We start from the raw sequence: 23,530 nt of genomic DNA on the forward strand, positions 1-23,530 counted from the left end.
GGCCCGCCCGCCGCTTCGGGCCAGCGCCCGGGCTTCGGTCGCCGCAAGCCGCAGTAAGGCTGCAGGTTGAAAAATAAACGCCGGTGTAAAGCACCGGCGTTTTTTTCGCCTGGAATAAAACAATATCTGACTTGAGTCTCGGCTCCCGCACTGCGAACCCAAGCCAGGCAGACAAGGCTTGGGGCGGCTAATGTGGGAGCGAATTCATTCGCGAAGAGGCCAGTACATCCGATGTATTTTCATCGATTGGAACACCGCTTTCGCGAATGAATTCGCTCCCACAAAAGCTTTCACCCTGACACAAGGCAATCCTGACCATCTGTATGGTTTTTCCTGCATCCCTGGCGTGTACAATGCGCCGCCTTTTCTCTGGGGTTTAAACGCGCAAGCGCACCCCAAACATCCAGGGCCCATCCGGTCTTGCGGCACTCCGTAGCGTTACGAGCGCAACGGGTTCGATTCCGTCACAGGGAAGAACAATCAGGTGACTATCCATGAGTGAACACATTTCCGCTCCCGGTGAGCTGAAGCGTGGCTTGAAAAACCGCCATATTCAGCTGATCGCCCTGGGCGGCGCCATCGGGACCGGCCTGTTCCTCGGTTCGGCCGGGGTGCTCAAGTCAGCCGGGCCATCGATGATTCTCGGTTATGCCATTTGCGGCTTCATTGCCTTCATGATCATGCGCCAGTTGGGTGAAATGATCGTCGAAGAGCCCGTGGCTGGCTCCTTCAGCCACTTCGCCCATCAATACTGGGGCGGTTTCGCCGGCTTCCTGTCGGGCTGGAACTGCTGGGTGCTGTATATCCTGGTGGGGATGTCCGAGCTGACCGCCGTGGGCAAGTACGTGCACTACTGGTGGCCGGAGATTCCGACCTGGGTCTCGGCGGCTGTGTTCTTCTTAATGATCAACGCCATCAACCTGGCCAACGTCAAAGTCTTCGGCGAGGCCGAATTCTGGTTTGCGATCATCAAGGTGGTGGCCATCGTCGGCATGATCGCCCTGGGCAGTTACCTGCTGGTCAGCGGCCATGGCGGTCCTCAGGCGGCGGTGAGCAACCTGTGGGAACACGGCGGCTTCTTCCCCAATGGCGTGTCGGGTCTGGTCATGGCCCTGGCGTTCATCATGTTTTCCTTTGGTGGTCTGGAAATGCTCGGTTTCACCGCCGCCGAAGCCGATCAGCCGAAGACCGTGATCCCCAAGGCGATCAATCAGGTGATCTACCGCATCCTGATTTTCTACATCGGTGCGCTGGTCGTGCTGCTGTCGCTGACCCCGTGGGATTCGCTGCTGACCAGCCTCAATGCTTCCGGCGACGCCTATAGCAGTAGCCCGTTTGTGCAGGTGTTCTCCATGCTCGGCAGCAACACGGCGGCGCATATCCTCAATTTCGTGGTACTGAGCGCTGCCTTGTCTGTGTATAACAGCGGCACCTACTGCAACAGTCGCATGCTGTTCGGCATGGCCGAGCAGGGCGATGCACCGCGGGCGTTGGCCAAAGTCGACAAGCGCGGAGTGCCGGTGCGGGCGATTCTGGTGTCGGCACTGGTGACCCTGATTGCCGTGGTGCTCAACTACCTGATCCCGCAGCATGCCCTCGAGCTGCTGATGTCCCTGGTGGTGGCCACTCTGGTGATCAACTGGGCGATGATCAGCTACTCGCACCTGAAATTCCGCCAGCACATGCAGCGCATCGGCCAGGTGCCATTATTCAAGGCGCTGTGGTATCCCTATGGCAACTACCTGTGCCTGGCCTTCGTGGTACTGATTCTCGGGATCATGCTGATGATTCCCGGCATTGCGGTGTCGGTTTATGCGATTCCGGTCTGGCTGCTGGTGATGTGGGCCTGCTACGGGATCAAGAACAAGCGCAGTGCAGCGGCACTGAGTCAATCCTAGAGAACCACCCATGCTGGTGATTTCCAACAACGTGCATCTGCCCGATGCCGAGATCGAGTTGACCGCCATCCGTGCCCAGGGCGCGGGTGGGCAGAACGTCAACAAGGTGTCGAGTGCGGTGCACCTGCGTTTCGATATCAACGCATCATCGTTGCCGCCGTTCTACAAGGAACGGCTGCTGGCGTTGCGTGACAGTCGGATCACCAGTGATGGTGTGATCGTACTCAAGGCTCAGCAATACCGGACTCAGGAGCAGAATCGCGCTGATGCCCTTGAGCGGCTGAGCGAGTTGATCGTCAACGCCGTCAAGGTGGAAAAGAAACGTCGCCCGACCAAACCGACGTTGGGCTCCAAAACCCGGCGCCTGGAATCCAAGACCAAGCGCGGGTCGATAAAGGCCGGACGCGGCAAGGTCGACTTCTAGGCTCTGTAAGAAAAGTGGCTGCGGGCTTCGCGCGTGATGCTGCGTTAAAAACAGGCTCGGAGTGCTCATTTACAGCCAGTAAAGCCGAGCGCGACCCCGGCCGTTCCTCGCCTGTTTTTGCCTTGCCTGACCTTCGCTCGCCGACTTTTCTTACCGAGCCTAGACTTCTTTGTTCTCGCGCATCACCTGCGCCTGCTTGTACAGATAGACACTCAAGCCCAGCCCGCTCAGGGCTGCCAGGGCGGCGAAGAGGAAGATCGAGGCAAAGCCGAATCCCGCCGCAATGGCTCCGGCGACCGGCCCGGTGATGCCTAACGACAGGTCAATGAACAGTGAATAAGCCCCTACCGCCGCCCCGCGACTGGCAGCGGGTACCAGATTCACTGCCTCGACGCCCAGTGCCGGGAATACCAGGGAGAAGCCAAAGCCGGTCAGCGCCGCACCTGCCAGGGCCAGGCCCGGTGTCGGAGCCAGCCAGAGCAACAGCAGGCCCAGGCTTTCCACGGACAGACAGGCAATCGCCACGCGAAACCCGCCCAACCGGTTGATGAAGTTGCCGAACAACAGTCGCGCGCCGATAAAGCTGGCGCCGAACAGGCTCAGGCAGAGCACGGCATTGGGCCAGCTATGGCTGGCGTAATACAGGGTGATAAAGGTGGCGATGGTGCCGAAGCCGATGGAGCCCAAGGCCAGACCCATGCCATGGGGCAGTACCCGGCCCAGCACATGCAGAAATGGCAGGCGTTCGCCGTGAACGATGGGGGCGGCCTGCTTCTTCAGCGTCAGGAACATGCCCAGTGCGGCCAGCAGGATGATGCTGACACCCATGCTCCATAGCCCCAGGGCGTCCACCAGCAACACCCCCAGTGGCGCGCCGATGGCCAGGGCGCCGTAACTGGCAATGCCGTTCCAGGAAATCACTTTGGCGGTATTGACCGCGCCAACCCGGCCAATCCCCCAGCCAATCGAACCGGAGCCGACCAGGCTTTCCGCGCTGCCCAGCACCAGTCGACCGAGGAAAATCGCCAGCAGGCTGAACATCGGCCAGCTTTCGGTCAGCGCCGCGAGCAGCATCAGCACACCGCTCAGGCCGCAACCAGCAAGACCATACTGCACCGCCTTTTTGCTGCCCAGATTGTCGATGATGCGCCCGGCATAGGGGCGGCTGAGCAGGGTCGCCAGATACTGCACGCTGATCACCAGCCCCGCAGTGACGGCGCCGAAGCCCAGGTCGGTGTGCACATACCCCGGCAGCACCGCCAGGGGGATACCGATATTCAAATAGCCGATAAAGGTGAACAGAACGATGGAAACGACCTGCAACGTCACGTCGAGGGGACGTTGCGTGGCGGCGGACTGCGGTTCAGACATGGGTAAATCCAGGAAGGTAAGCCGATCATTAGCAAGCTTGCTAAGTGGCTATGATAGCGGCGCTTTGGACATTGCTGGGCGTTGGCTTGAAAAAAACATCAGCACGGCGCGTTTCCTGTAGGAGCTGCCGAAGGCTGCGAATGGTTTTACCTGATATACCGTAATCGCAGCCTTCGGCAGCTCCTACAGGCAAATTATTTCAAGTCAGGGAGTTGTGTTGTCAGCCGGTGCAACCAACTGGGTCGTCACCAATGCCGCAAGGGCATTTTCCTGTGTGCCGAAACGGGCGAGCAGGGCGCTCTGTTTTTCCGGGCTCAGGCGGTTCCAGACATCAATCATTTTTTCGGCGGCCTGGATCATGGCACTGGCTTGTTTTTCGTCGAATTCGGTCATGGCATTCTTTGGCATTTCAGGCGTATGGAAGCAAAACGAATCCAGCTTCAATACGCCTGAACCATCAGCTTTCAGTTCTTACCGGAAGCTTTTTGGCTCTGTTGAGCCTTTGGTGCTGCTTTCATTGCATTGAGTTGGCCGGATTCGCGTCGGGCCAGGGCAGTTTGCTGCTGTTCATGCAGGCTTGGGAAGGGGAAGTTCGGGATTTCATGCATAGTCATCGCTCCTCACAAGATCTGAAGTTGCAGAATCACGTCGGTTAAGCCGACTTGGTTAGACGCTGTGTTCAGAAAGCTCAGGGAGGATAGCGCACTGGAAATGACAATCAGATGTTTAATTTCGCCGCTGGTCATTTTTCATCAAGGCGCCGTTCTGGCGCCTTGATGATCAAGCTTCAGCAGACTGCAGCGATGGCCGCTGCCAGGGCGTGCAGGCGCGTGGCATCGATGCCGGCGACGTTGGCGCGACCGGCATTGACCATGTACACGCTGTGTTCATGGCGCAGGCGGGCAACCTGATCGTCGTTCAGGCCGGTGTAGGAAAACATCCCGCGTTGCTCGGCGATATGGGCAAAGCGTTGACCCAGGCCCAACGGCGTCAGGGCTTCTACCAGACCGCTGCGCAGTTGGGCGATACGTTGGCGCATTTCCTCCACTTCCTCGGCCCACAGCTTTTTCAGCTCGGCGTCCCCGAGAATCTCGGCCACTACGGCGGCGCCATGATCCGGCGGGTTGGACCACAGGTTGCGGGCAATCGACGATAGCTGGCTGCGCACGTCGAGGGATTTCTCGGCGTCGGCGCAGCAAACGATCAACGCGCCGGTACGCTCGCGATAGAGGCCGAAGTTCTTCGAGCAGGAACTGGTGATCAGTAATTCGGGCAACTCGGCAGCGAACAGGCGCACCGCCCAGGCATCTTCTTCCAGACCGTCACCGAACCCCTGATAGGCGAAGTCGATCAGCGGCAGCAGGTTGCGCCGACGGACCACTTCCAGGACACGCTTCCAGTCCTCATGAGCCAGGTCGAAACCGGTGGGGTTGTGACAGCAGGCATGCAGCAACACCACATCACCGCTGGGGATATTCTCGAAGGCGGCGAGCATGGCGTCGACGGTCAGACGGTTTTCCCGGTCGACGTAAGGGTAGTGGCTGACCTTGAGCCCGGCCTTGGCGAAGATGGTCTCGTGGATCGGCCAGGTCGGGTCGCTCAGCCAGATGCCACGGCCGGGCAGGCACTCGGCGATAAAGTCGCCGCTCAGGCGCAGGGCGCCGGTGCCACCGGGAGTTTGCGTAGCGCTGACGCGCCTGGCGGCGAGCAATGGCGAGTTATCACCCAAAACCAGTTGGCTGATGAGCGTGCCGAAGCGCGGCTCGCCATGTCCGCCGATATAGGTCTTGGTCAGCTGTTTATCGACCAGGCGTTGCTCGGCCAGTTTCACTGCACGGGGAATGGTGGTCAGGCCCTGGGCGTCTTTATAAACGCCTACGCCCAAGTCGAATTTGTTCGGGTTGGTATCGTTGGCGTAGGCCTCGATCAATCCCAGAATCGGATCGCCCGGCACTCGCTGGATATCGGAGAAATGCATTTACTTGCGGCCCTCGGCATCTTTGGCCACCTCGTCGGTGCGGGCGGCCATGATGAAGTCGTTGCGGTGCAGCCCTTTGATCGAGTGGCTCCACCAGGTCACGGTCACCTTGCCCCATTCGGTCAAAAGACCTGGGTGGTGACCTTCGGCTTCGGCAATTTCGCCGACCGCGTTGGTAAACGCCAGCGCAAATTTGAAATTCTTGAACAGAAAAGTCTTCTCCAGCTGCATCACACCGTCGCGCACTTCGATATTCCAGTCCGGAATCTGCTTGATCAGTTCAGGCAGTTCCGCCTCGCTTACCTGTGGGGCGTCGGCGCGGCAGGCTTCGCAATGGGCTTGATTGAGAGTCGTCATGGGTCGGGTCCTGTCAGGCAGCGTGGGTTGTGGATGGTTGATTTTTCGGAGCGAAGGTTGGCGCGTGCAGGCCCAGCTGCATACCCGTCTGGACCATGGCCATGATGTCTTCGTGGGCCAGTTCGAACAGACGCTTGAGATCGGGCAGGACAAAGTACAGCGGTTGCAGGATGTCGATGCGATAAGGTGTGCGCATGGCTTCCAGCGGGTCGAACGGGTGGTGCGCGGGCTCGGCGGACAGGCTGTACACCGCCTCTTTGGGCGAGGAGAGAATGCCGCCGCCGTAGATGCGTCGGCCCTCGGGCGTATCGACCAGACCGAATTCGATGGTCATCCAGTACAGCCGCGCCAGGTAGACCCGCTGCTCCTTGCTCGCACTCAGGCCGAGCTTGCCGTACATGTGGGTAAATTCGGCAAACCAGGGGTTGGTCAGCAGCGGACAGTGGCCGAAGATCTCATGAAAGATATCGGGTTCCTGCAGGTAATCCAGTTCTTCCTCGGTGCGAATAAAAGTCGCCACCGGAAAGCGTTTGCTCGCCAGCAGTTCAAAGAAGGTCTGGAAGGGAATCAGCGCCGGCACCCGCTCGACCTGCCAGCCAGTGGTAGCGGCAAGTACTCGGTTGATCTCATCCAGTTGCGGGATGCGCTCATGGGGCAGGTCCAGCAACTCGATGCCGTCCAGGTATTCCTGGCAGGCACGATCCCTGATGATGTCCATCTGGCGCGTGATCAGGATGTTCCACACCCGGTGTTCGGCGGGACTGTAGTGGATGTAACCCTGGGCGTCAGGCTCGCGAGCGACGTAGTGGGTCATGCTGTTCTCCTGCTGCAATGCGCGAAGGATTTGTTGTTCTGATGCAATAAGAGATAACGCAAAGCTGCGCAGGTTGCAGCGGTGACGACGATGAGATGAAGGCCAAGAATGAATTTTTCGTAACGAAAAGTTTACGTTTTGTGCATATGTCCGTCTGTCATGGCGTCATTTTGGATTAGGTGTCACGTATTCTTGACGATTAATATGGGCGCATAACGAAAAGTTTCCGTCACAGGGCCCGATCATGCGTATCAAGGTTCATTGTCAGAATCGCATCGGCATTCTGCGCGACATTCTCGATCTGCTGGTGGACTACGGGGTCAACGTCGCCCGTGGTGAGGTCGGCGGTGAGCATGGCGACGCCATCTACCTGCATTGCCCGAACCTGATCAACCTGCAATTCCAGGCCCTGCGCCCGCGCTTCGAGGCCATTGCCGGGGTGTTCGGGGTCAAGCGCGTCGGCCTGATGCCCAGCGAGAGGCGGCATATGGAGCTCAATGCCTTGCTCGGCGCCCTGGAGTTTCCGGTGCTGTCCATCGATATGGCCGGGGCCATTGTGGCTGCCAACCGTGCAGCGGCGCAGTTGCTGGGCGTGCGGGTCGATGAGGTGCCGGGGATCGCCCTGTCCAGGTACGCCGAGGACTTCGACCTGCCCGAGCTGATCCGCGCCAGCAAGTCGCGGATCAATGGCTTGCGGGTAAAGGTGCGCGGCGATGTGTTCCTCGCCGATATCGCGCCCCTGCAGTCCGAGCATGACGACAGCGAAGCCTTGGCCGGGGCGGTGCTGACCCTGCACCGCGCTGACCGCGTCGGCGAGCGTATCTACCACGTGCGCAAGCAGGAACTGCGCGGCTTCGACAGCATTTTCCAGAGTTCGAAAGTCATGGCTGCGGTGGTCCGGGAAGCCCGACGCATGGCGCCATTGGACGCGCCGTTATTGATCGAAGGGGAGACCGGTACCGGCAAAGAGCTGCTGGCCCGGGCCTGTCACCTGGCCAGCCCGCGTGGTCAGGCGCCGATGATGGCGCTCAATTGTGCGGGGTTGTCGGAGTCCATGGCCGAGACCGAGCTGTTCGGCTACGGCCCCGGTGCCTTTGATGGCGCACGGGCCGAAGGTCGTCTCGGGCTATTGGAACTGACTGCAGGCGGCACCCTGTTCCTCGACGGCGTGGCGGAAATGAGCCCGCGCTTGCAGGCCAAACTGTTGCGCTTTCTGCAAGACGGCTGCTTTCGCCGGGTCGGCAGTGATGAAGAGGTGTATCTGGATGTGCGGGTAATCTGCGCCACCCAGGTCGATCTGTCCGAACTGTGCAGTCGCGGCGAGTTTCGTCAGGACCTGTATCACCGGCTCAATGTGCTGTCCCTGCATATTCCGCCGCTGCGCGAATGCCTTGATGGCCTGGAGCCTCTGGTTCAACACTTTCTCGATCAGGCCAGCCGGCAGATTGGCTGTCCGCTGCCAAAAATCGCTGATCAGGCGTTGGCGCGGCTGCATCAATACCATTGGCCGGGGAATGTGCGGCAATTGGAGAACGTTTTGTTTCAGGCGGTTTCCCTGTGCGAAGGCGGGACAGTCAGGCTGGAACATATTCGCCTGCCGGATTATGGCGCGCTGCAACCCATGGGTAATTTTTCCCTTGAGGGCACTTTGGAAGAAGTTATAGGACGCTTCGAGCGTTCAGTGCTGGAGCAACTTTATCGGCTGCATCCCAGCAGTCGCCAGTTAGGCAAACGCCTGGGTGTATCCCATACGACCATTGCCAACAAGTTGCGTGATTATGAGATTGGTCGATTAACTTCCAGGGCGGCTGATTCGCAAGAAAGTTAACGGCGTAGTTAGAAGATTAATTGTAGATAAAGAAGCACGCCCCGCCGGATCGCTCCGCGGGGCGTTTGCACATCCAGCCAGTGGATCAGCCGTTGCTGCAACCGTTACCCATGACCTGATAGGCCATTACGTGTTGCTGGCCCTGGTGGTCCTGGTAAGTCATGCGCATTGGCACGACGGCGCAGACATCAGGGATTTCGCTGACGGAAATGACTTTGGCGATATCCGGGTGGCTGGAGTAAGTGTATTGCTCGACGCGGGCCTGCTGTTGATTAACCTTCGCGCCGGATTCTTCAGCCATTGCAAAAGTGCTGAAACCACACAGAGCCAATACCAACATTGAAACTTTCATTTTAAATAACCTTCTTTGGTTCGAAAGGGGGCACATAACCCTTGTGGGGTTATGTGTGACGCACTTGGTGTATTGCAGATCAACAAGCCATTGTGGGGGCTGTAAGTTGTCAATCATTTGCCGATTTGGCGAGATTGATTCTATGCCTGTGATGGCGAGACATATAGAAACAGTTTTGATAAAGACTATTGAGCATTTCGGCAACAATCCGTAGTGGTGCTTTGGTCGTGGGTCGTTGGGAGGGTGTTGCAAGCTCCAGTAAGCCACGGCCTTTGGCTGAATGAGCCCGTTCCGTGAGAGCCGGGCTCCAACGGGTCGCTGTCCATCTCCCATAATGTGTATACCGTTGCACCCGGTTCCACCTTGCTGTGGGGGCGAGTATGGTAGTAGCTCTCTGGATTGGTAAGACCATCGTCGAATGGCCCTAAGGGAGCCATCTCGATAAAAAGGTGTCATAAAACAACAACTACCCACCGAGGTAAGAAAGATGAGTGCGGCTTCCCTGTACCCCGTCCGCCCTGAGGTTGCAGCCAACACGCTGACCGACGAGGCGACCTACAAGGCCATGTACCAGCAGTCGGTGGTCAACCCCGATGGTTTCTGGCGCGAACAGGCCAAGCGCCTGGACTGGATCAAGCCCTTCACCACCGTGAAGCAGACCTCCTTCGACGACCATCGGGTCGATATCAAATGGTTCGCCGACGGCACCCTGAACGTCGCGTACAACTGCCTTGACCGCCATCTGGCGGAGCGTGGCGACCAGATCGCCATTATCTGGGAAGGCGACGATCCTTCCGAACACCGCAACATCACCTACCGTGAACTGCACGAAGAAGTCTGCAAGTTCGCCAACGCCCTGCGCGGCCAGGACGTGCACCGTGGCGATGTCGTAACCCTCTATATGCCGATGATTCCCGAGGCCGTGGTTGCCATGCTGGCCTGTGCCCGTATTGGCGCGATTCACTCGGTGGTATTCGGCGGCTTCTCCCCCGAAGCCCTGGCCGGTCGCATCATCGACTGTAAATCCAAAGTGGTCATCACCGCTGACGAAGGCCTGCGCGGCGGCAAGAAAACCCCGCTCAAGAGCAACGTCGACCGTGCCCTGACCAACCCGGAAACCAGCAGCGTGCAGAAGGTCATCGTGTGCAAACGCACCGGTGGCGAGATCGAATGGAACCGCCATCGCGACATCTGGTACCACTCGTTGCTGGAAGTGGCGTCGAGCACCTGCGCTCCGAAGGAAATGGGCGCCGAAGAATCGCTGTTCATCCTTTACACCTCCGGTTCCACCGGCAAGCCCAAGGGCGTGCTGCACACCACCGCCGGTTACCTGCTGTACGCCGCCCTGACCCACGAGCGGGTGTTCGACTACCGTCCGGGCGAAGTCTACTGGTGCACCGCTGATGTGGGCTGGGTCACCGGTCACAGCTATATCGTCTATGGCCCATTGGCCAACGGCGCGACCACACTGCTGTTTGAAGGCATCCCGAACTATCCGGATATCACCCGCGTGTCGAAAATCATCGACAAGCACAAGGTCAATATTCTCTACACGGCACCGACCGCCATCCGCGCGATGATGGCCGAAGGCACCAAGGCCGTTGAAGGCGCTGACGGTTCGAGCCTGCGCCTGCTGGGTTCGGTCGGCGAACCGATCAACCCGGAAGCCTGGAGCTGGTACTACAACACTGTCGGCAAGCAACGCTGCCCGATCGTTGATACCTGGTGGCAGACCGAGACCGGTGGCGTGCTGATCAGCCCGCTGCCAGGCGCCACGGCGCTCAAGCCAGGTTCGGCGACTCGTCCGTTCTTCGGCGTGATTCCGGCTCTGGTGGACAACCTGGGTAATCTGATCGAGGGTGCCGCCGAAGGCAACCTGGTGATCCTCGACTCGTGGCCAGGTCAGGCGCGTTCTCTGTTCGGTGATCACGACCGTTTCGTCGACACCTACTTCAAGACCTTCCGTGGCATGTACTTCACCGGTGACGGTGCCCGTCGCGATGAAGACGGTTACTACTGGATCACTGGTCGCGTGGATGACGTCCTCAACGTTTCCGGGCATCGCATGGGTACGGCAGAAATCGAAAGCGCCATGGTCGCCCACCCGAAAGTCGCCGAAGCGGCAGTGGTCGGTGTGCCTCACGACTTGAAGGGGCAGGGCATCTATGTCTACGTCACCCTCAATGGTGGTGAAGTGCCGGATGAAGCGTTGCGCGTAGAGCTGCGTAACTGGGTGCGCAAGGAAATCGGTCCGATTGCCTCGCCTGATGTCATTCAGTGGGCACCGGGCCTGCCGAAAACCCGTTCGGGCAAGATCATGCGCCGCATCCTGCGCAAGATCGCCACCGGTGAATACGATTCCCTGGGTGATATCTCGACCCTGGCCGATCCAGGCGTCGTGCAACACCTGATCGATACCCACAAGAGCATGAAGGTCGCCTGACTTTACGCTTTGAAAGCGCCCCGCCCGGTGTGAACCTGGCGGGGCGTTTTTTTTGGGGAGGGTTTATCCGATGGTTTCTGGATCACCGCGATCTCGTTGGAGCCGGGCTTGCCCGCGAATAGGCCGCCATATCCGGTACATCTGCTGCGTCTGCAAGAGTGTCTTCGCGGGCAAGCCTCGCTCCAACGGGCGGTAACGGCTATCCCGATAATTACCGAACTGTTACCGCTGTAACATTGTGTGTAACAACTCGCCCTGATGTGAGGCAAAGCCTCCCAGTTTTGTCGGATTGATCCCTGTTTTTGTGCTGTGTTTAAACATGGCGATGCGCTGCACTTGCCGTATTTCAAGGTGTTGCCAATAATGGGCGCGATTTTTGCTCATATGATCGGTTGCCTTTCTTTCGCTTCGCATAAAATTATGCAGGCTGTCAATCATGCAGGTGCCCGATTCCGGTGCTTCTGTAACTAGTTGTCGCATTGAAGAAATATCGACTTCGACGCTATCGCTAAAATGCCGATCACTCGCCGAGCTGTGCCGAACCCCGGTCACGGTTCCCTGGCGTCGCAAACAAAAGTCACCCCTTCGCACCGCAGGCCTTTTGCCTGTACTGCCATTTGTCTCGCTGTACCGATGGAGTTCTGCAAATGAAAAAGCTCATGCTTCTTGGCGCATTGGCGCTGTCCGTGCTGGCGCAGCCTGTATTCGCCGATGAAAAGCCGCTCAAGATCGGTATCGAAGCCGCTTACCCTCCGTTCGCATCCAAGGCGCCGGACGGCAGCATCGTCGGTTTCGACTACGACATCGGTAACGCCCTGTGTGAAGAGATGAAGGTCAAGTGCACCTGGGTCGAGCAGGAATTCGATGGCCTGATCCCCGCCCTCAAAGTCCGCAAGATCGACGCCATCCTGTCGTCGATGTCCATCACCGAAGAGCGCAAGCAATCGGTTGATTTCACCAACAAGTATTACAACAGCCCGGCGCGCCTGGTCATGAAGGAAGGCACCGCTGTCAGCGACGGCCTGACCGAACTCAAGGGCAAGAACATCGGCGTACAGCGCGGCTCGATCCACGAGCGCTTCGCCAAGGAAGTCCTCGCGCCACTGGGTGTCGAGGTCAAGCCGTACAGCTCGCAGAATGAAATCTACCTGGACATCGGCGCCGGTCGTCTTGATGGCACGCTGGCCGACGCCACCTTGCTGCAGGATGGCTTCCTCAAGACCGATTCGGGCAAGGGCTACGCTTTCGTAGGTCCGGCCTTCAGCGACGCCAAATACTTCGGTGATGGCATCGGCATCGCGGTACGCAAGGGTGACAGCGCCAACCTCAAGCGCATCAACGACGCCATCGCGGCAATCCGCGCCAATGGCAAATACAAGGCGATCCAGGACAAGTACTTCGATTTCGATATCTACGGCAAATAAGCCCCTTACCTATCGATTGTCCGCAATGGCGCAAGTCGTACGCTGGTCTTGCGCCATTTTCTTTTCCCTCGCTTGAGGACTGCACATCATGTTGAAAGGCTACGGGGCCGTCATCCTCGACGGCGCATGGCTGACGTTGCAGCTGGCCCTGTCTTCCATGGCACTGGCCATTGTCCTCGGCTTGATCGGCGTGGCCCTGCGCCTGTCGCCGGTACGCTGGCTGGCCTGGCTGGGCGATCTGTATTCGACGGTGATTCGCGGCATTCCCGATCTGGTGCTGATCCTGCTGATCTTCTATGGCGGCCAGGACCTGCTCAATCGCGTCGCGCCTTTGCTCGGCTATGACGATTACATCGATTTGAATCCGCTGCTGGCCGGCATCGGCACCCTGGGCTTTATCTTCGGTGCCTATCTGTCCGAGACCTTTCGCGGCGCGTTCATGGCCATTCCCAAGGGGCAGGCTGAAGCGGGCATGGCCTATGGCATGAGCCCGTTCAAGGTGTTTTTCCGCATTCTCGTACCGCAGATGGTGCGCCTGGCGATCCCCGGCTTCACCAATAACTGGCTGGTACTGACCAAGGCCACCGCGCTGATCTCCGTGGTCGGCCTGCAAGACATGATGTTCAAGGCCAAGCAGGCGGCTGACGCTACCCGCGAACCCTTCACCTTTTTCCTCGCAGTGGCCGCCATGTATCTGGTCATCACCAGTGTTTCGCTGCTGGTCCTGCGTCAACTGGAACGACGCTACTCGGTAGGCGTAAGGGCGGCTGACCTATGATGTTCGACTACAACGTCGTCTGGAACAGCCTGCCGCTGTACTTCGGCGGCCTGCTGATCACCCTCAAGCTGCTGGCGATTTCCCTGCTGTTCGGCCTGCTCGCCGCCGTGCCCCTGGGCCTGATGCGCGTCTCGAAACAGCCACTGGTGAACATGAGCGCCTGGCTCTACACCTACGTGATTCGCGGCACGCCCATGCTGGTACAGCTGTTCCTGATCTACTACGGGCTGGCCCAATTCCAGGTGGTGCGCGACAGTATCTTCTGGCCGTGGCTGTCCAGCGCGACCTTCTGCGCCTGTCTGGCCTTCGCCATCAACACCAGTGCCTACACCGCCGAAATCATTGCCGGCAGCCTCAAGGCCACGCCCGCCGGGGAAATCGAAGCGGCCAGGGCGATGGGCATGTCCAAGGCCAAGATGTACCGCCGCATCCTGCTGCCTTCGGCCCTGCGCCGGGCGCTGCCGCAGTACAGCAACGAAGTGATCATGATGCTGCAGACCACCAGTCTGGCCTCCATCGTCACTCTGGTGGACATCACTGGCGCGGCCCGCGAGGTCAACGCCAAGTATTACCTGCCGTTCGAGGCCTACATCACGGCCGGCGTGTTTTATCTGTGCCTGACATTCATTCTGGTGCGGTTGTTCAAGCTGGCGGAACGCCGCTGGCTTGGCTACCTCGCTCCCCGCAAGGGCTGACCCATGCAAAGAATCGATCATGTATTGCCCTGGAGCACCCTGGGCAGCGAACGTCGCCTGAGTGTCTTCCGCTTCGGCCACGGCGAGCGCAAGGCCTATATCCAGGCCAGCCTGCACGCCGACGAACTGCCCGGCATGCGCACCGCCTGGGAGTTGAAGAAGCGTCTGACCGAGCTGGAAGCACAAGGCTTGCTCAAGGGCGTCGTCGAACTGGCGCCGGTGGCCAATCCCATGGGCCTGGGGCAGCTACTGCAAGGCGCGCATCAGGGCCGTTTCGAATTCGGCAGCGGGCGCAATTTCAATCGCGATTTTTGCGAGTTGAGCGCACCGGTGGCCGAGCGTCTCGATGGTCAACTGAGTGACGATCCCCATGCCAATATCCAGCTGATCCGTCAGGCCATGGCCGATGTCCTGGCCGATCTGCCGCCTGCCCAGAGCCAGTTGCAGGGCATGCAGCGGGTTCTGCTCAGTCATGCCTGTACCGCTGATGTGGTACTGGATCTGCATTGTGATGCCGAGGCCGCGCTGCATATGTATGCCTTGCCGCAACACTGGCCACAGTGGCGCTCCCTGGCCGCCCATCTGGGCATGAGCGTCGGCCTGCTGGCGGAAGATTCCGGCGGAAGTTCCTTCGACGAGGCCTGTTCGTTGCCGTGGCTGCGCCTGTCGCGCAAGTTTCCCGAAGCGGCGATTCCTCTCGCCTGTCTGGCCACGACCCTGGAACTGGGTGGTCAGGCCGATACCGGCAAGGACGCCGCCGAGGCTCATGCCGCCGGCATCCTCGCCTTCCTCGCCGAACAGGGCCTGATCGGCGGTGACTGGCCGCAGCCGGAGCGCGAAGCCTGCGAAGGTATGCCATTCGAAGGCACCGAGCTGCTTTATGCACCGCATCCGGGTGTGGTCACCTTCCTGCGCCCGGCCGGGGCCTGGGTCGAAGTGGGCGAACCGTTGTTCGAAGTCATCGATCCGCTGTCCGATCAGGTCAGCATCGTCTGCACCCAAACTGCCGGGGTGGTCTACGCCATCGAGCGGCTTCGTTATGCCCAACCGGGTTTCTGGCTGGCGAAAGTGGCGGGGCGCACCGCGCTGCGTCATGGCCGTCTGCTCAGCGACTGATTTGCGAGAGCCAAGCATGAACAAACTCGAAGTCCAGGACCTGCACAAACGCTACGGCAGCCACGAAGTGCTCAAGGGTATTTCCATGACCGCCAAGGCCGGCGATGTGATCAGCATCATCGGCTCCAGTGGCTCGGGCAAAAGTACTTTCCTGCGCTGCATCAACCTGCTGGAACAGCCCCATGCGGGCAAGATCCTGCTCAACAATGAAGAGCTGAAACTGGTGCCCAACAAGGACGGCGGTCTCAGGGCGGCGGATCCTAGACAGTTGCAGCGCATGCGCTCGCGGCTGTCCATGGTATTCCAGCACTTCAACCTGTGGTCGCACATGACGGCCCTGGAAAATATTATCGAAGCGCCGATCCATGTGCTCGGCGTACCAAAGAAGGAAGCCCTGGAAAAGGCCGAGCACTACCTGGCCAAGGTCGGCGTCGCCCACCGCAAGGACGCCTATCCGGGGCATATGTCCGGCGGTGAGCAGCAGCGCGTGGCGATTGCCCGTGCCCTGGCAATGGAGCCGGAAGTCATGCTGTTCGACGAACCGACCTCGGCGCTGGACCCGGAGCTGGTGGGTGATGTGCTCAAGGTCATGCAGGCCCTGGCTCAGGAAGGCCGGACCATGGTGGTGGTGACTCATGAGATGGGCTTTGCCCGTGAGGTCTCCAACCAGTTGGTGTTCCTGCACAAAGGTCTGGTCGAGGAGCGCGGCAACCCCCGGGAAGTGCTGGTCAATCCGCAGTCGGAACGTTTGCAGCAGTTTCTTTCCGGCAGCCTAAAGTGATACCCGGCATCGCTTGACGATGCCTTTTGTTAAAGAACCGGTCATGCTGCGCTTCATTTGAAGAACCGGGTTACCCCTGATCGGGCGCTGCGTCGCCCGACCCACTTGTGCAACACGTTTCGGACTTCACTCAATGACTGCTCATCGAATAGGTTTTCTTATCTGGCCCAGCACCAAAGCCCTGACCCTGGCGCTGGCTGAAGAAGCCCTGCGCGTGGCCCAGCGGGTGCATCCGGATGTGACCTACGAGTTGTCATTCCTGCAGGCCGAAGCGCCGACTGAAGGCGGTGCGTGGCAATTGCCGGGCGAGCCGTGGACAGGGCGCCTGGAAGGTTGTCAGAAATTGTTCCTGTTGGCTGATGAGCCGCCCGCGCCCATGAGTTCGCTGCTCAGCAGCGCCCTCAAGCAACTGGTGCGCAGTGGTTGCCAGATCGGCGGCTTGTCGGCAGGGATCTATCCGTTGGCGCAGTTGGGTTTGCTCGACGGTTATCGTGCGGCCGTGCATTGGCGCTGGCAGGATGATTTCAGCGAGCGTTTCCCCAAGGTCATTGCCACCAGTCATTTATTCGACTGGGACCGTGATCGCCTCACCGCTTGTGGCGGCATGGCGGTACTTGATCTGCTGTTGGCGGTCCTGGCCCGTGACCATGGTGCGGAACTGGCCGGTGCGGTGTCCGAGGAACTGGTGGTCGAGCGCATTCGTGAAGGCGGCGAGCGTCAGCGCATCCCGTTGCAGAACCGTTTGGGCTCCAGCCATCCGAAGCTGACCCAGGCGGTCCTGCTGATGGAAGCCAATATCGAAGAACCCCTGACCACCGACGAAATCGCCCAGCATGTCTGCGTATCGCGCCGTCAGCTGGAGCGGATCTTCAAGCAATACCTCAACCGCGTGCCAAGCCAGTACTACCTGGAACTGCGCCTGAACAAGGCCCGGCAGATGCTCATGCAAACCAGTAAATCGATCATCCAGATCGGCCTGTCCTGCGGCTTCTCCTCCGGCCCGCACTTCTCCAGTGCCTACCGCAACTTCTTCGGCGCCACCCCCCGCGAAGATCGCAACCAGCGTCGCAGCAGCAGCCCGTTTGAACTGTCGTCGGTGCCCGCCGAGCGCGGTTGATCCCGACACTGCACATGATTTGGAATACGGTCCCGCAGGAGCCGGCTGCTGGCGAGAGCGTCGTATCAGGCAATGAAGATGTCGCTTGTTATACCGCCATCGCCAGCAAGCCGGCTCCTACGGGGGGCCTCATTTCAATCTGGGTACTGTGATCTCTGCGAAGCACTTGTGAGCGTCACACCCAGATGGCATCCCATAGCGGGTAATCCTGTACCCGCCGAACCAGACCCGCGCGTAACGGGTTGGCGACAATGTAACGTGCGGCAGGCAGCAGATCTTCTTCACGGCGAATGGCGTGATCGTGAAAACCTCTTTGCCACATCCCGCCTTTGCGCTTCAGGTAAATATTCACATCTTGGGTACAGCGGGATTTGGTGGCGAGCATCAGATCCGACAAGGTGCATCCCTTCAGCTGAATAAGCCAATGGAAATGGTCGGGCATCACTACCCAGGCCAGAGATTCGATCCGGCCCTCGGTTTGCGCCTGACGAAGCTGTTTGACCAATAACCGACCCACTCGCCAATCGGCGAAGAACGGAATGCGGTCTCTCGTAACCGCTGTCAGCAAGTGGATTTGATTGGTTTGGCAAGAGCGTCCGATACGCAGGCGGTTGGCGTGAGGAGATATTTGCATTCCATTGTCTTGGGTTGTGGATAACGTCCATAACCCTAGAGTCGCCCGAGGGATGGCCGCTGATTTGTGTGAATCAAAATATCTCAGACACACCGCGAACCTTAGGAGTCGGCTTGCTGGCGATGGCGTCGGGTCAGGCGATGAAGATGTCGTTTGTACACTGCCATCGCCGGCAAGTCGGCTCCTTCAAGTCCCGGCTAAAGCCGGCCCCACAGATAAAACACCAACCTTTGGGGGCGAGGGGGGCATATCCGAGAATCAACCAGCCGTCTGCTTCTCGCCAACACCTTGGCTCCTGCCTGTACGCATTTGCCGTGCAATCGATGTATCCCGCCAAATCAAATCATCTGTATCTGCAACAACCCGCCCCCAACGTTTAAACTGCGCCTTTGTGACGGTATATGTCGCATTGCCGAAAGCCTTGAAAAATACCGGTTTTGCGCTGTAACAAGTTGTCGCTTGGCGGCAAGGCCGAACATGAATCAGTCCTTACAATCCTTCCATCGCTCGCCAGTTCCAGGCGGGCGTTCCTCTTCAGGAGACTCCGATGTCCGTTGAGCAAGCACCGGTGCACCGCGCCGATTTCGACCAGGTGATGGTCCCTAACTATGCACCGGCCGCTTTTATCCCCGTGCGTGGTCTCGGTTCCCGTGTGTGGGACCAGGCGGGTCGTGAGCTGGTGGACTTCTCCGGCGGTATTGCCGTGAACGTGCTGGGCCATTGCCATCCGGCGCTGGTCGGTGCACTGACCGTGCAGGGCAATCAGCTGTGGCATGTCTCCAACGTCTTCACCAACGAGCCGGCCCTGCGCCTGGCCAGGAAGCTGGTGGATGCGACTTTCGCCGAGCGCGTGTTCTTCTGCAACTCCGGCGCCGAAGCCAACGAGGCCGCATTCAAGCTGGCCCGTCGCGTGGCGTTTGAGCTGTACGGCGAAGAGAAGTACGAAATCGTTGCCGCCCTCAACAGCTTCCACGGCCGTACCCTGTTTACCGTGACCGTGGGCGGTCAGTCCAAGTATTCCGACGGTTTCGGCCCCAAGATCACCGGTATCAAGCATGTACCGTTCAACGATCTGGAAGCTTTGAAAGCGGCGGTCTCCGACAAGACCTGCGCCGTGGTGCTGGAGCCGATCCAGGGGGAGGGTGGCGTACTGCCTGCTGATCTGGCCTACCTGCAAGGTGCCCGTGCCCTGTGCGACCAGTTCAACGCACTGCTGGTATTCGACGAAGTGCAGAGCGGCATGGGCCGTAGTGGCGAGCTGTTCGCCTACATGCACTACGGCGTGACCCCGGACATTCTCTCCAGCGCCAAGAGCATTGGCGGCGGTTTCCCGATGGCGGCGATGATGACCACCGAGAAACTGGCCAAGCACCTGGGCGTCGGCGTCCATGGCACCACTTATGGCGGCAATCCTCTGGCGTGCGCCGTGGGCAATGCGGTCATGGACGTGGTCAATACGCCGGAAGTGCTGGCAGGGGTGAAAGCCAAGCATCAGCTGTTCCGCAGCCGCCTCGAGAAAATCGGCGAGCAGTACGGCGTGTTCAGCGAAGTGCGCGGCATGGGCCTGCTTATCGGGTGCGTGCTGACTGATGCCTGGAAAGGCAAGGCCAAGGACATTTTCAACGCCGCCGAGCAGCAGGACCTGATGATTTTGCAGGCAGGCCCCGACGTGGTCCGCTTCGCGCCAAGCCTGGTGATCGAAGACGCGGATATCGAAGAAGGCCTGAATCGCTTCGAACGCGCCATCATCAAGCTGACCCAGGCCTGATCAACTGCTGTACCCGCCGACGTCCAGCGACGGGCGTCGGCCTTTTTCCCTCGTGCCAGGCGGCCATTGCCGCGTGGCGCTTTTTTCTCCGGCCGGTCGTTATCGGTCTGTTTTTCCGCAAGGTTAAGGAGTGACACCATGCTGGTGATGCGCCCCGCGCAAATGGCTGATCTGGCCGAGGTTCAACGCCTCGCTGCCGACAGCCCGATTGGTGTCACATCCCTGCCGGATGATGCTGGCCGTTTGAGCGACAAGATTTCGGCCTCGGAGGCCTCGTTTGCCGCCGAAGTCAGCTTCAACGGGGAAGAAAGCTATTTCTTCGTGCTCGAAGACAGCGACAGCGGGCGTCTGGTCGGCTGTTCCGGGATTGTCGCTTCGGCGGGTTATTCCGAACCCTTCTACAGCTTCCGCAACGAAACCTTCGTGCATGCTTCCCGAGAGCTGAAGATCCACAACAAGATCCACGTGCTGTCCCAGTGCCATGACCTGACCGGCAACAGCCTGCTGACCAGTTTCTATGTGGTCCCGGAGCTGGTCGGTACGCCCTGGTCGGAACTCAATTCCCGTGGCCGCCTGATGTTCGTTGCCTCCCATCCCGAGCGTTTCGCCGATTCGGTGGTCACCGAGATCGTCGGCTACAGCGATGAAAATGGCGACTCGCCATTTTGGGACGCCATTGGCCGCAACTTCTTCGACCTCAATTACGCGGAAGCCGAGCGCCTGTGCGGCCTGAAAAGCCGGACTTTCCTGGCCGAGCTGATGCCACATTACCCGATCTATGTGCCGCTGCTGCCGGACGCCGCCCAGGAAGCCATGGGCCAGGTGCATCCGCGGGCGCAGATCACCTTCGACATCCTGATGCGCGAAGGCTTCGAGACCGATCACTACATTGACATCTTCGACGGCGGGCCGACCCTGCATGCGCGGGTCTCGGGGATTCGTTCGATTGCCCAGAGCCGTGTCGTGCCGGTCAAAGTCGGCGAGCCGGGCAAGGGCGGGCGTCTGTATCTGGTGGCCAACGGCCAATTGCAGGATTACCGCGCCGTGCTAATGGAGCTGGACTGGGCACCGGGCAAGCCTGTGTTGCTCAGCCTGGAAGCCGCCGAGGCGCTGGGGGTTGGCGAGGGTGCCAGCGTTCGTGTAGTTGCGGTTTAAGCGGGCCAGTTGGCTGCTGAATATTGAGTTTGCGAGTTTCGCGGGTCGCCCTGAAGGCACCCGTGTCGAGGAGATAGCATGATCGTTCGTCCCGTACGCAGCAGTGACCTGCCGGCGCTGATCGAGCTGGCGCGTAACACCGGCGCCGGTTTGACCACGCTGCCCGCCAACGAAAAGCGCCTGGCGCACCGGGTGGGCTGGGCCGAGAAAACCTTCCGGGGCGAAGCCGAGCGTGGCGACGCAGACTATCTGTTCGTGCTTGAAGACGATCAGGAGCGTGTCGTCGGCATTTCTGCCATTGCCGGAGCGGTCGGCTTGCGTGAGCCCTGGTACAACTACCGGGTCGGCCTGACGGTCAGCGCTTCGCAAGAGCTGAATATCTACCGCGAGATCCCGACGCTGTTTCTGGCCAATGACCTGACCGGCAATTCCGAGCTGTGCTCGCTGTTTCTGCACAGCGACTTCCGCACCGGCCTCAACGGTCGTCTGCTGGCCAAGTCGCGGATGCTGTTCATCGCCGAGTTCCCGCAGCTGTTCGGCCCCAAAATCATCGCCGAGATGCGCGGCATGTCCGACGAGAATGGCCGCTCGCCGTTCTGGGAAAGCCTGGGCCGGCATTTCTTCAAGATGGAATTCAGCCAGGCCGATTACCTGACGGGTGTGGGCAACAAGGCGTTCATCGCCGAGCTGATGCCCAAGTTTCCGCTGTACAGCTGCTTTCTGTCGGAGGCTGCTCGTGCGGTCATCGGCCGTGTTCATGCCGATACCGAGCCGGCCTTGACGATGCTCAAAAGCGAAGGTTTCAGCTATCAGGGCTACGTCGATATCTTTGACGCCGGCCCGGCAGTGGAATGCGAGACCCGCAAGATCCGCGCGGTCCACGACAGTCAGGCACTGGTGTTGGCCATCGGCACACCGGGCGACGACGCCATGTCGTTCCTGATCCACAACCGCAAGCGCGAAGAGTGCCGCATCACCGTAGGACCGGGCCGTTTTGCTGCGGGTACTCTGGTGGTTGACCCGCTGACCGCTCGCCGTCTGCGTCTGAATGCCGGTGATCAGGTACGCGCTGTGCCGCTGTCGCCAAACAAGGAGGCGGTCTGATGAGCACCTTGTATATTGCCGGTACCTGGCAGGCCGGGCAGGGCGACGCTTTCGAATCCTTGAATCCGGTCACCCAGCAGGTTGTCTGGGCCGGGCAGGGGGCCAGCGAAGTTCAGGTTGATGCCGCAGTCAAGGCGGCACGCCAGGCTTTTCCGGCCTGGGCTATGCGTTCTCTGGATGAGCGCATTACCGTGCTGGAAGCCTTTGCCGCCAGCCTGAAAAGCCATGCGGATGAGCTGGCCCATTGCATTGGTGAGGAAACCGGCAAGCCGCTGTGGGAATCGGCTACGGAAGTCACCAGCATGATCAACAAGGTGGCGATCTCGGTGCAGAGCTACCGAGAGCGCACCGGCGAGAAAAGCGGTCCGTTGGGTGACGCCTCGGCTGTATTGCGCCACAAGCCCCACGGCGTGGTTGCGGTATTCGGTCCGTACAATTTTCCCGGTCACCTGCCCAACGGTCATATCGTCCCGGCACTGCTGGCCGGTAACGCCGTGCTGTTCAAACCCAGCGAGCTGACGCCGAAAGTCGCCGAGCTGACGGTCAAGTGCTGGATCGAGGCCGGGCTGCCCGCCGGCATTCTGAATCTGCTGCAGGGCGCCCGGGAAACCGGCATCGCCCTGGCGGCGAACAGCGGTATCGATGGCCTGTTCTTTACCGGTTCCAGCCGTACCGGCAATGCCTTGCATCAACAATTCGCCGGGCGTCCGGACAAGATCCTCGCCCTGGAAATGGGTGGCAATAATCCGCTGGTGGTGGATCAGGTACAGGATGTCGATGCGGCGGTGTACACGGTGATTCAGTCGGCGTTCATTTCCGCCGGGCAGCGCTGCACCTGTGCGCGCCGCCTGTTGGTGCCGCAGGGCGTATGGGGCGATGCCTTCCTTGAGCGACTGGTGGCGGTCACTGAAACCATCCAGGTGGGTGCTTTCGACCAGCAGCCCGCACCCTTCATGGGCTCGGTGATTTCCCTGCATGCGGCGCTAGCCTTGCTCGCGGCCCAGGAGCAACTGTTGGCCAATGGTGCCGTCAGTCTGCTGCCGATGACCCAGCCTCTGGCCACCGCCGCCTTGCTGACCCCGGGGATTCTAGATGTCAGCCAGGTCAGCGATCGTCTTGACGAGGAGCTGTTCGGGCCATTGCTGCAAGTGGTGCGCTATACCGATTTCGATGGGGCAATTGCCGAAGCCAACGATACCCGGTACGGCCTGGCGGCCGGTCTGTTGTCGGATTCCGAAGCGCGTTACAAGCAGTTCTGGCTGCAAAGCCGGGCGGGGATCGTCAACTGGAACAAGCAACTGACCGGTGCGGCCAGTACCGCGCCTTTCGGTGGTGTCGGTGCCTCGGGCAATCACCGCGCCAGCGCCTATTACGCGGCGGACTACTGCGCGTATCCGGTGGCATCGCTGGAGGCTGCGGTTCTGACCTTGCCTGCAACCCTGACGCCGGGCCTCCGCTTGTCCTGATTTGCGACCGCCCTGAGATGTGCCGTA

General features: G+C 59.8%; 23 protein-coding genes. 14 read left to right on the forward strand and 9 right to left on the reverse strand.

All coding sequences use genetic code 11. The features are described 5' to 3' along the window. Positions 1 to 494: 494 nt before the first annotated feature. Together ACCD02_RS30150 and arfB are read left to right on the forward strand one after the other, a co-directional pair. Positions 495 to 1,898 (forward strand): amino acid permease, encoded by a 1,404-nt coding sequence (locus ACCD02_RS30150; RefSeq protein WP_413309927.1) that lies wholly within the window; start codon positions 495 to 497, stop codon positions 1,896 to 1,898. 10 nt (positions 1,899 to 1,908) lie between these two features. Further along, complete coding sequence (arfB, locus tag ACCD02_RS30155) at positions 1,909 to 2,322, forward strand: alternative ribosome rescue aminoacyl-tRNA hydrolase ArfB (RefSeq protein WP_413309929.1); 414 nt, start codon at positions 1,909 to 1,911, stop codon at positions 2,320 to 2,322. Between the two features lie 159 nt (positions 2,323 to 2,481). Here arfB and ACCD02_RS30160 read toward each other — a convergent pair whose 3' ends face one another. The 6 genes from ACCD02_RS30160 to phhA form a co-directional block, all read right to left on the reverse strand. Next, entirely contained in the window at positions 2,482 to 3,693 is a 1,212-nt protein-coding gene (locus ACCD02_RS30160) for an MFS transporter (RefSeq protein WP_413309930.1), read from the reverse strand. Between the two features lie 204 nt (positions 3,694 to 3,897). Beyond that, complete coding sequence (locus ACCD02_RS30165; RefSeq protein ID WP_413309932.1) at positions 3,898 to 4,101, reverse strand: hypothetical protein; 204 nt, start codon at positions 4,099 to 4,101, stop codon at positions 3,898 to 3,900. Between the two features lie 56 nt (positions 4,102 to 4,157). Continuing rightward, positions 4,158 to 4,301 (reverse strand): hypothetical protein, encoded by a 144-nt coding sequence (locus ACCD02_RS30170; protein WP_413309935.1) that lies wholly within the window; start codon positions 4,299 to 4,301, stop codon positions 4,158 to 4,160. A 179-nt stretch (positions 4,302 to 4,480) separates the two neighbouring features. Next, complete coding sequence (locus ACCD02_RS30175; RefSeq protein ID WP_413309937.1) at positions 4,481 to 5,671, reverse strand: amino acid aminotransferase; 1,191 nt, start codon at positions 5,669 to 5,671, stop codon at positions 4,481 to 4,483. Then, positions 5,672 to 6,028: a 4a-hydroxytetrahydrobiopterin dehydratase gene (locus tag ACCD02_RS30180; protein ID WP_413309939.1), complete on the reverse strand. Its 357-nt coding sequence runs from the start codon at positions 6,026 to 6,028 to the stop codon at positions 5,672 to 5,674. It abuts the gene before it with no gap. A gap of 13 nt (positions 6,029 to 6,041) precedes the next feature. Next, entirely contained in the window at positions 6,042 to 6,842 is an 801-nt protein-coding gene (phhA, locus tag ACCD02_RS30185; protein WP_413309941.1) for a phenylalanine 4-monooxygenase, read from the reverse strand. A 244-nt stretch (positions 6,843 to 7,086) separates the two neighbouring features. Between phhA and ACCD02_RS30190 the strand changes: the two genes are divergently transcribed. Continuing rightward, positions 7,087 to 8,670 (forward strand): sigma-54-dependent transcriptional regulator, encoded by a 1,584-nt coding sequence (locus ACCD02_RS30190; RefSeq protein WP_413309944.1) that lies wholly within the window; start codon positions 7,087 to 7,089, stop codon positions 8,668 to 8,670. 85 nt (positions 8,671 to 8,755) lie between these two features. Here ACCD02_RS30190 and ACCD02_RS30195 read toward each other — a convergent pair whose 3' ends face one another. Further along, a complete protein-coding gene (locus ACCD02_RS30195; protein WP_413309946.1) occupies positions 8,756 to 9,022 on the reverse strand; it encodes a DUF2790 domain-containing protein in 267 nt (88 codons plus the stop codon). Between the two features lie 487 nt (positions 9,023 to 9,509). On the opposite strand from ACCD02_RS30195, the gene acs reads away from it, so the two are divergent. After that, positions 9,510 to 11,465: an acetate--CoA ligase gene (gene acs / locus ACCD02_RS30200; RefSeq protein ID WP_413309949.1), complete on the forward strand. Its 1,956-nt coding sequence runs from the start codon at positions 9,510 to 9,512 to the stop codon at positions 11,463 to 11,465. Positions 11,466 to 11,687: 222 nt separating this feature from the next. On the opposite strand, the gene ACCD02_RS30205 is transcribed toward acs, so the two are convergent. Beyond that, positions 11,688 to 11,903, reverse strand: a complete 216-nt coding sequence (locus ACCD02_RS30205) for a hypothetical protein (protein WP_413309952.1) — start codon at positions 11,901 to 11,903, stop codon at positions 11,688 to 11,690. A 209-nt stretch (positions 11,904 to 12,112) separates the two neighbouring features. On the opposite strand from ACCD02_RS30205, the gene ACCD02_RS30210 reads away from it, so the two are divergent. The 6 genes from ACCD02_RS30210 to argR all read left to right on the forward strand — a co-directional run bounded on the left by ACCD02_RS30210 (position 12,113) and on the right by argR (position 17,376). Next, positions 12,113 to 12,889 (forward strand): ABC transporter substrate-binding protein, encoded by a 777-nt coding sequence (locus ACCD02_RS30210; RefSeq protein WP_413309955.1) that lies wholly within the window; start codon positions 12,113 to 12,115, stop codon positions 12,887 to 12,889. Positions 12,890 to 12,977: 88 nt separating this feature from the next. Further along, positions 12,978 to 13,667, forward strand: a complete 690-nt coding sequence (locus ACCD02_RS30215; RefSeq protein WP_413309958.1) for an ABC transporter permease — start codon at positions 12,978 to 12,980, stop codon at positions 13,665 to 13,667. After that, positions 13,664 to 14,362 carry an ABC transporter permease gene (locus ACCD02_RS30220; RefSeq protein WP_413309960.1) on the forward strand — a complete coding sequence of 233 codons (699 nt, stop codon included), beginning with the start codon at positions 13,664 to 13,666 and terminating at the stop codon, positions 14,360 to 14,362. Before ACCD02_RS30215 ends, ACCD02_RS30220 begins: the two co-directional genes overlap by 4 nt. A 3-nt stretch (positions 14,363 to 14,365) precedes the next feature. Continuing rightward, positions 14,366 to 15,478 (forward strand): succinylglutamate desuccinylase/aspartoacylase family protein, encoded by a 1,113-nt coding sequence (locus tag ACCD02_RS30225; RefSeq protein ID WP_413309963.1) that lies wholly within the window; start codon positions 14,366 to 14,368, stop codon positions 15,476 to 15,478. Between the two features lie 16 nt (positions 15,479 to 15,494). Beyond that, positions 15,495 to 16,259 carry an ABC transporter ATP-binding protein gene (locus ACCD02_RS30230; protein ID WP_413309965.1) on the forward strand — a complete coding sequence of 255 codons (765 nt, stop codon included), beginning with the start codon at positions 15,495 to 15,497 and terminating at the stop codon, positions 16,257 to 16,259. Between the two features lie 133 nt (positions 16,260 to 16,392). Next, on the forward strand, positions 16,393 to 17,376 hold the full coding sequence (gene argR / locus ACCD02_RS30235; RefSeq protein ID WP_413309968.1) for a transcriptional regulator ArgR: 984 nt from the start codon (positions 16,393 to 16,395) through the stop codon (positions 17,374 to 17,376). 175 nt (positions 17,377 to 17,551) lie between these two features. Here argR and ACCD02_RS30240 read toward each other — a convergent pair whose 3' ends face one another. After that, entirely contained in the window at positions 17,552 to 18,010 is a 459-nt protein-coding gene (locus tag ACCD02_RS30240) for an REP-associated tyrosine transposase (protein ID WP_413309971.1), read from the reverse strand. Positions 18,011 to 18,557: 547 nt separating this feature from the next. Between ACCD02_RS30240 and ACCD02_RS30245 the strand changes: the two genes are divergently transcribed. From ACCD02_RS30245 to astD, 4 genes are all read left to right on the forward strand, one after another. After that, on the forward strand, positions 18,558 to 19,778 hold the full coding sequence (locus ACCD02_RS30245) for an aspartate aminotransferase family protein (RefSeq protein WP_413309974.1): 1,221 nt from the start codon (positions 18,558 to 18,560) through the stop codon (positions 19,776 to 19,778). A 138-nt stretch (positions 19,779 to 19,916) separates the two neighbouring features. Beyond that, a complete protein-coding gene (aruF, locus tag ACCD02_RS30250) occupies positions 19,917 to 20,933 on the forward strand; it encodes an arginine/ornithine succinyltransferase subunit alpha (protein ID WP_413309976.1) in 1,017 nt (338 codons plus the stop codon). Between the two features lie 78 nt (positions 20,934 to 21,011). After that, a complete protein-coding gene (gene astA / locus ACCD02_RS30255) occupies positions 21,012 to 22,037 on the forward strand; it encodes an arginine N-succinyltransferase (RefSeq protein WP_413309977.1) in 1,026 nt (341 codons plus the stop codon). Further along, positions 22,034 to 23,503 carry a succinylglutamate-semialdehyde dehydrogenase gene (astD, locus tag ACCD02_RS30260; protein WP_413309997.1) on the forward strand — a complete coding sequence of 490 codons (1,470 nt, stop codon included), beginning with the start codon at positions 22,034 to 22,036 and terminating at the stop codon, positions 23,501 to 23,503. Before astA ends, astD begins: the two co-directional genes overlap by 4 nt. Positions 23,504 to 23,530: the final 27 nt, after the last annotated feature.

The sequence above is a fragment of the Pseudomonas sp. Pseusp88 genome, assembly GCF_047303955.1.
Taxonomy (GTDB): Bacteria; Pseudomonadota; Gammaproteobacteria; order Pseudomonadales; family Pseudomonadaceae; genus Aquipseudomonas.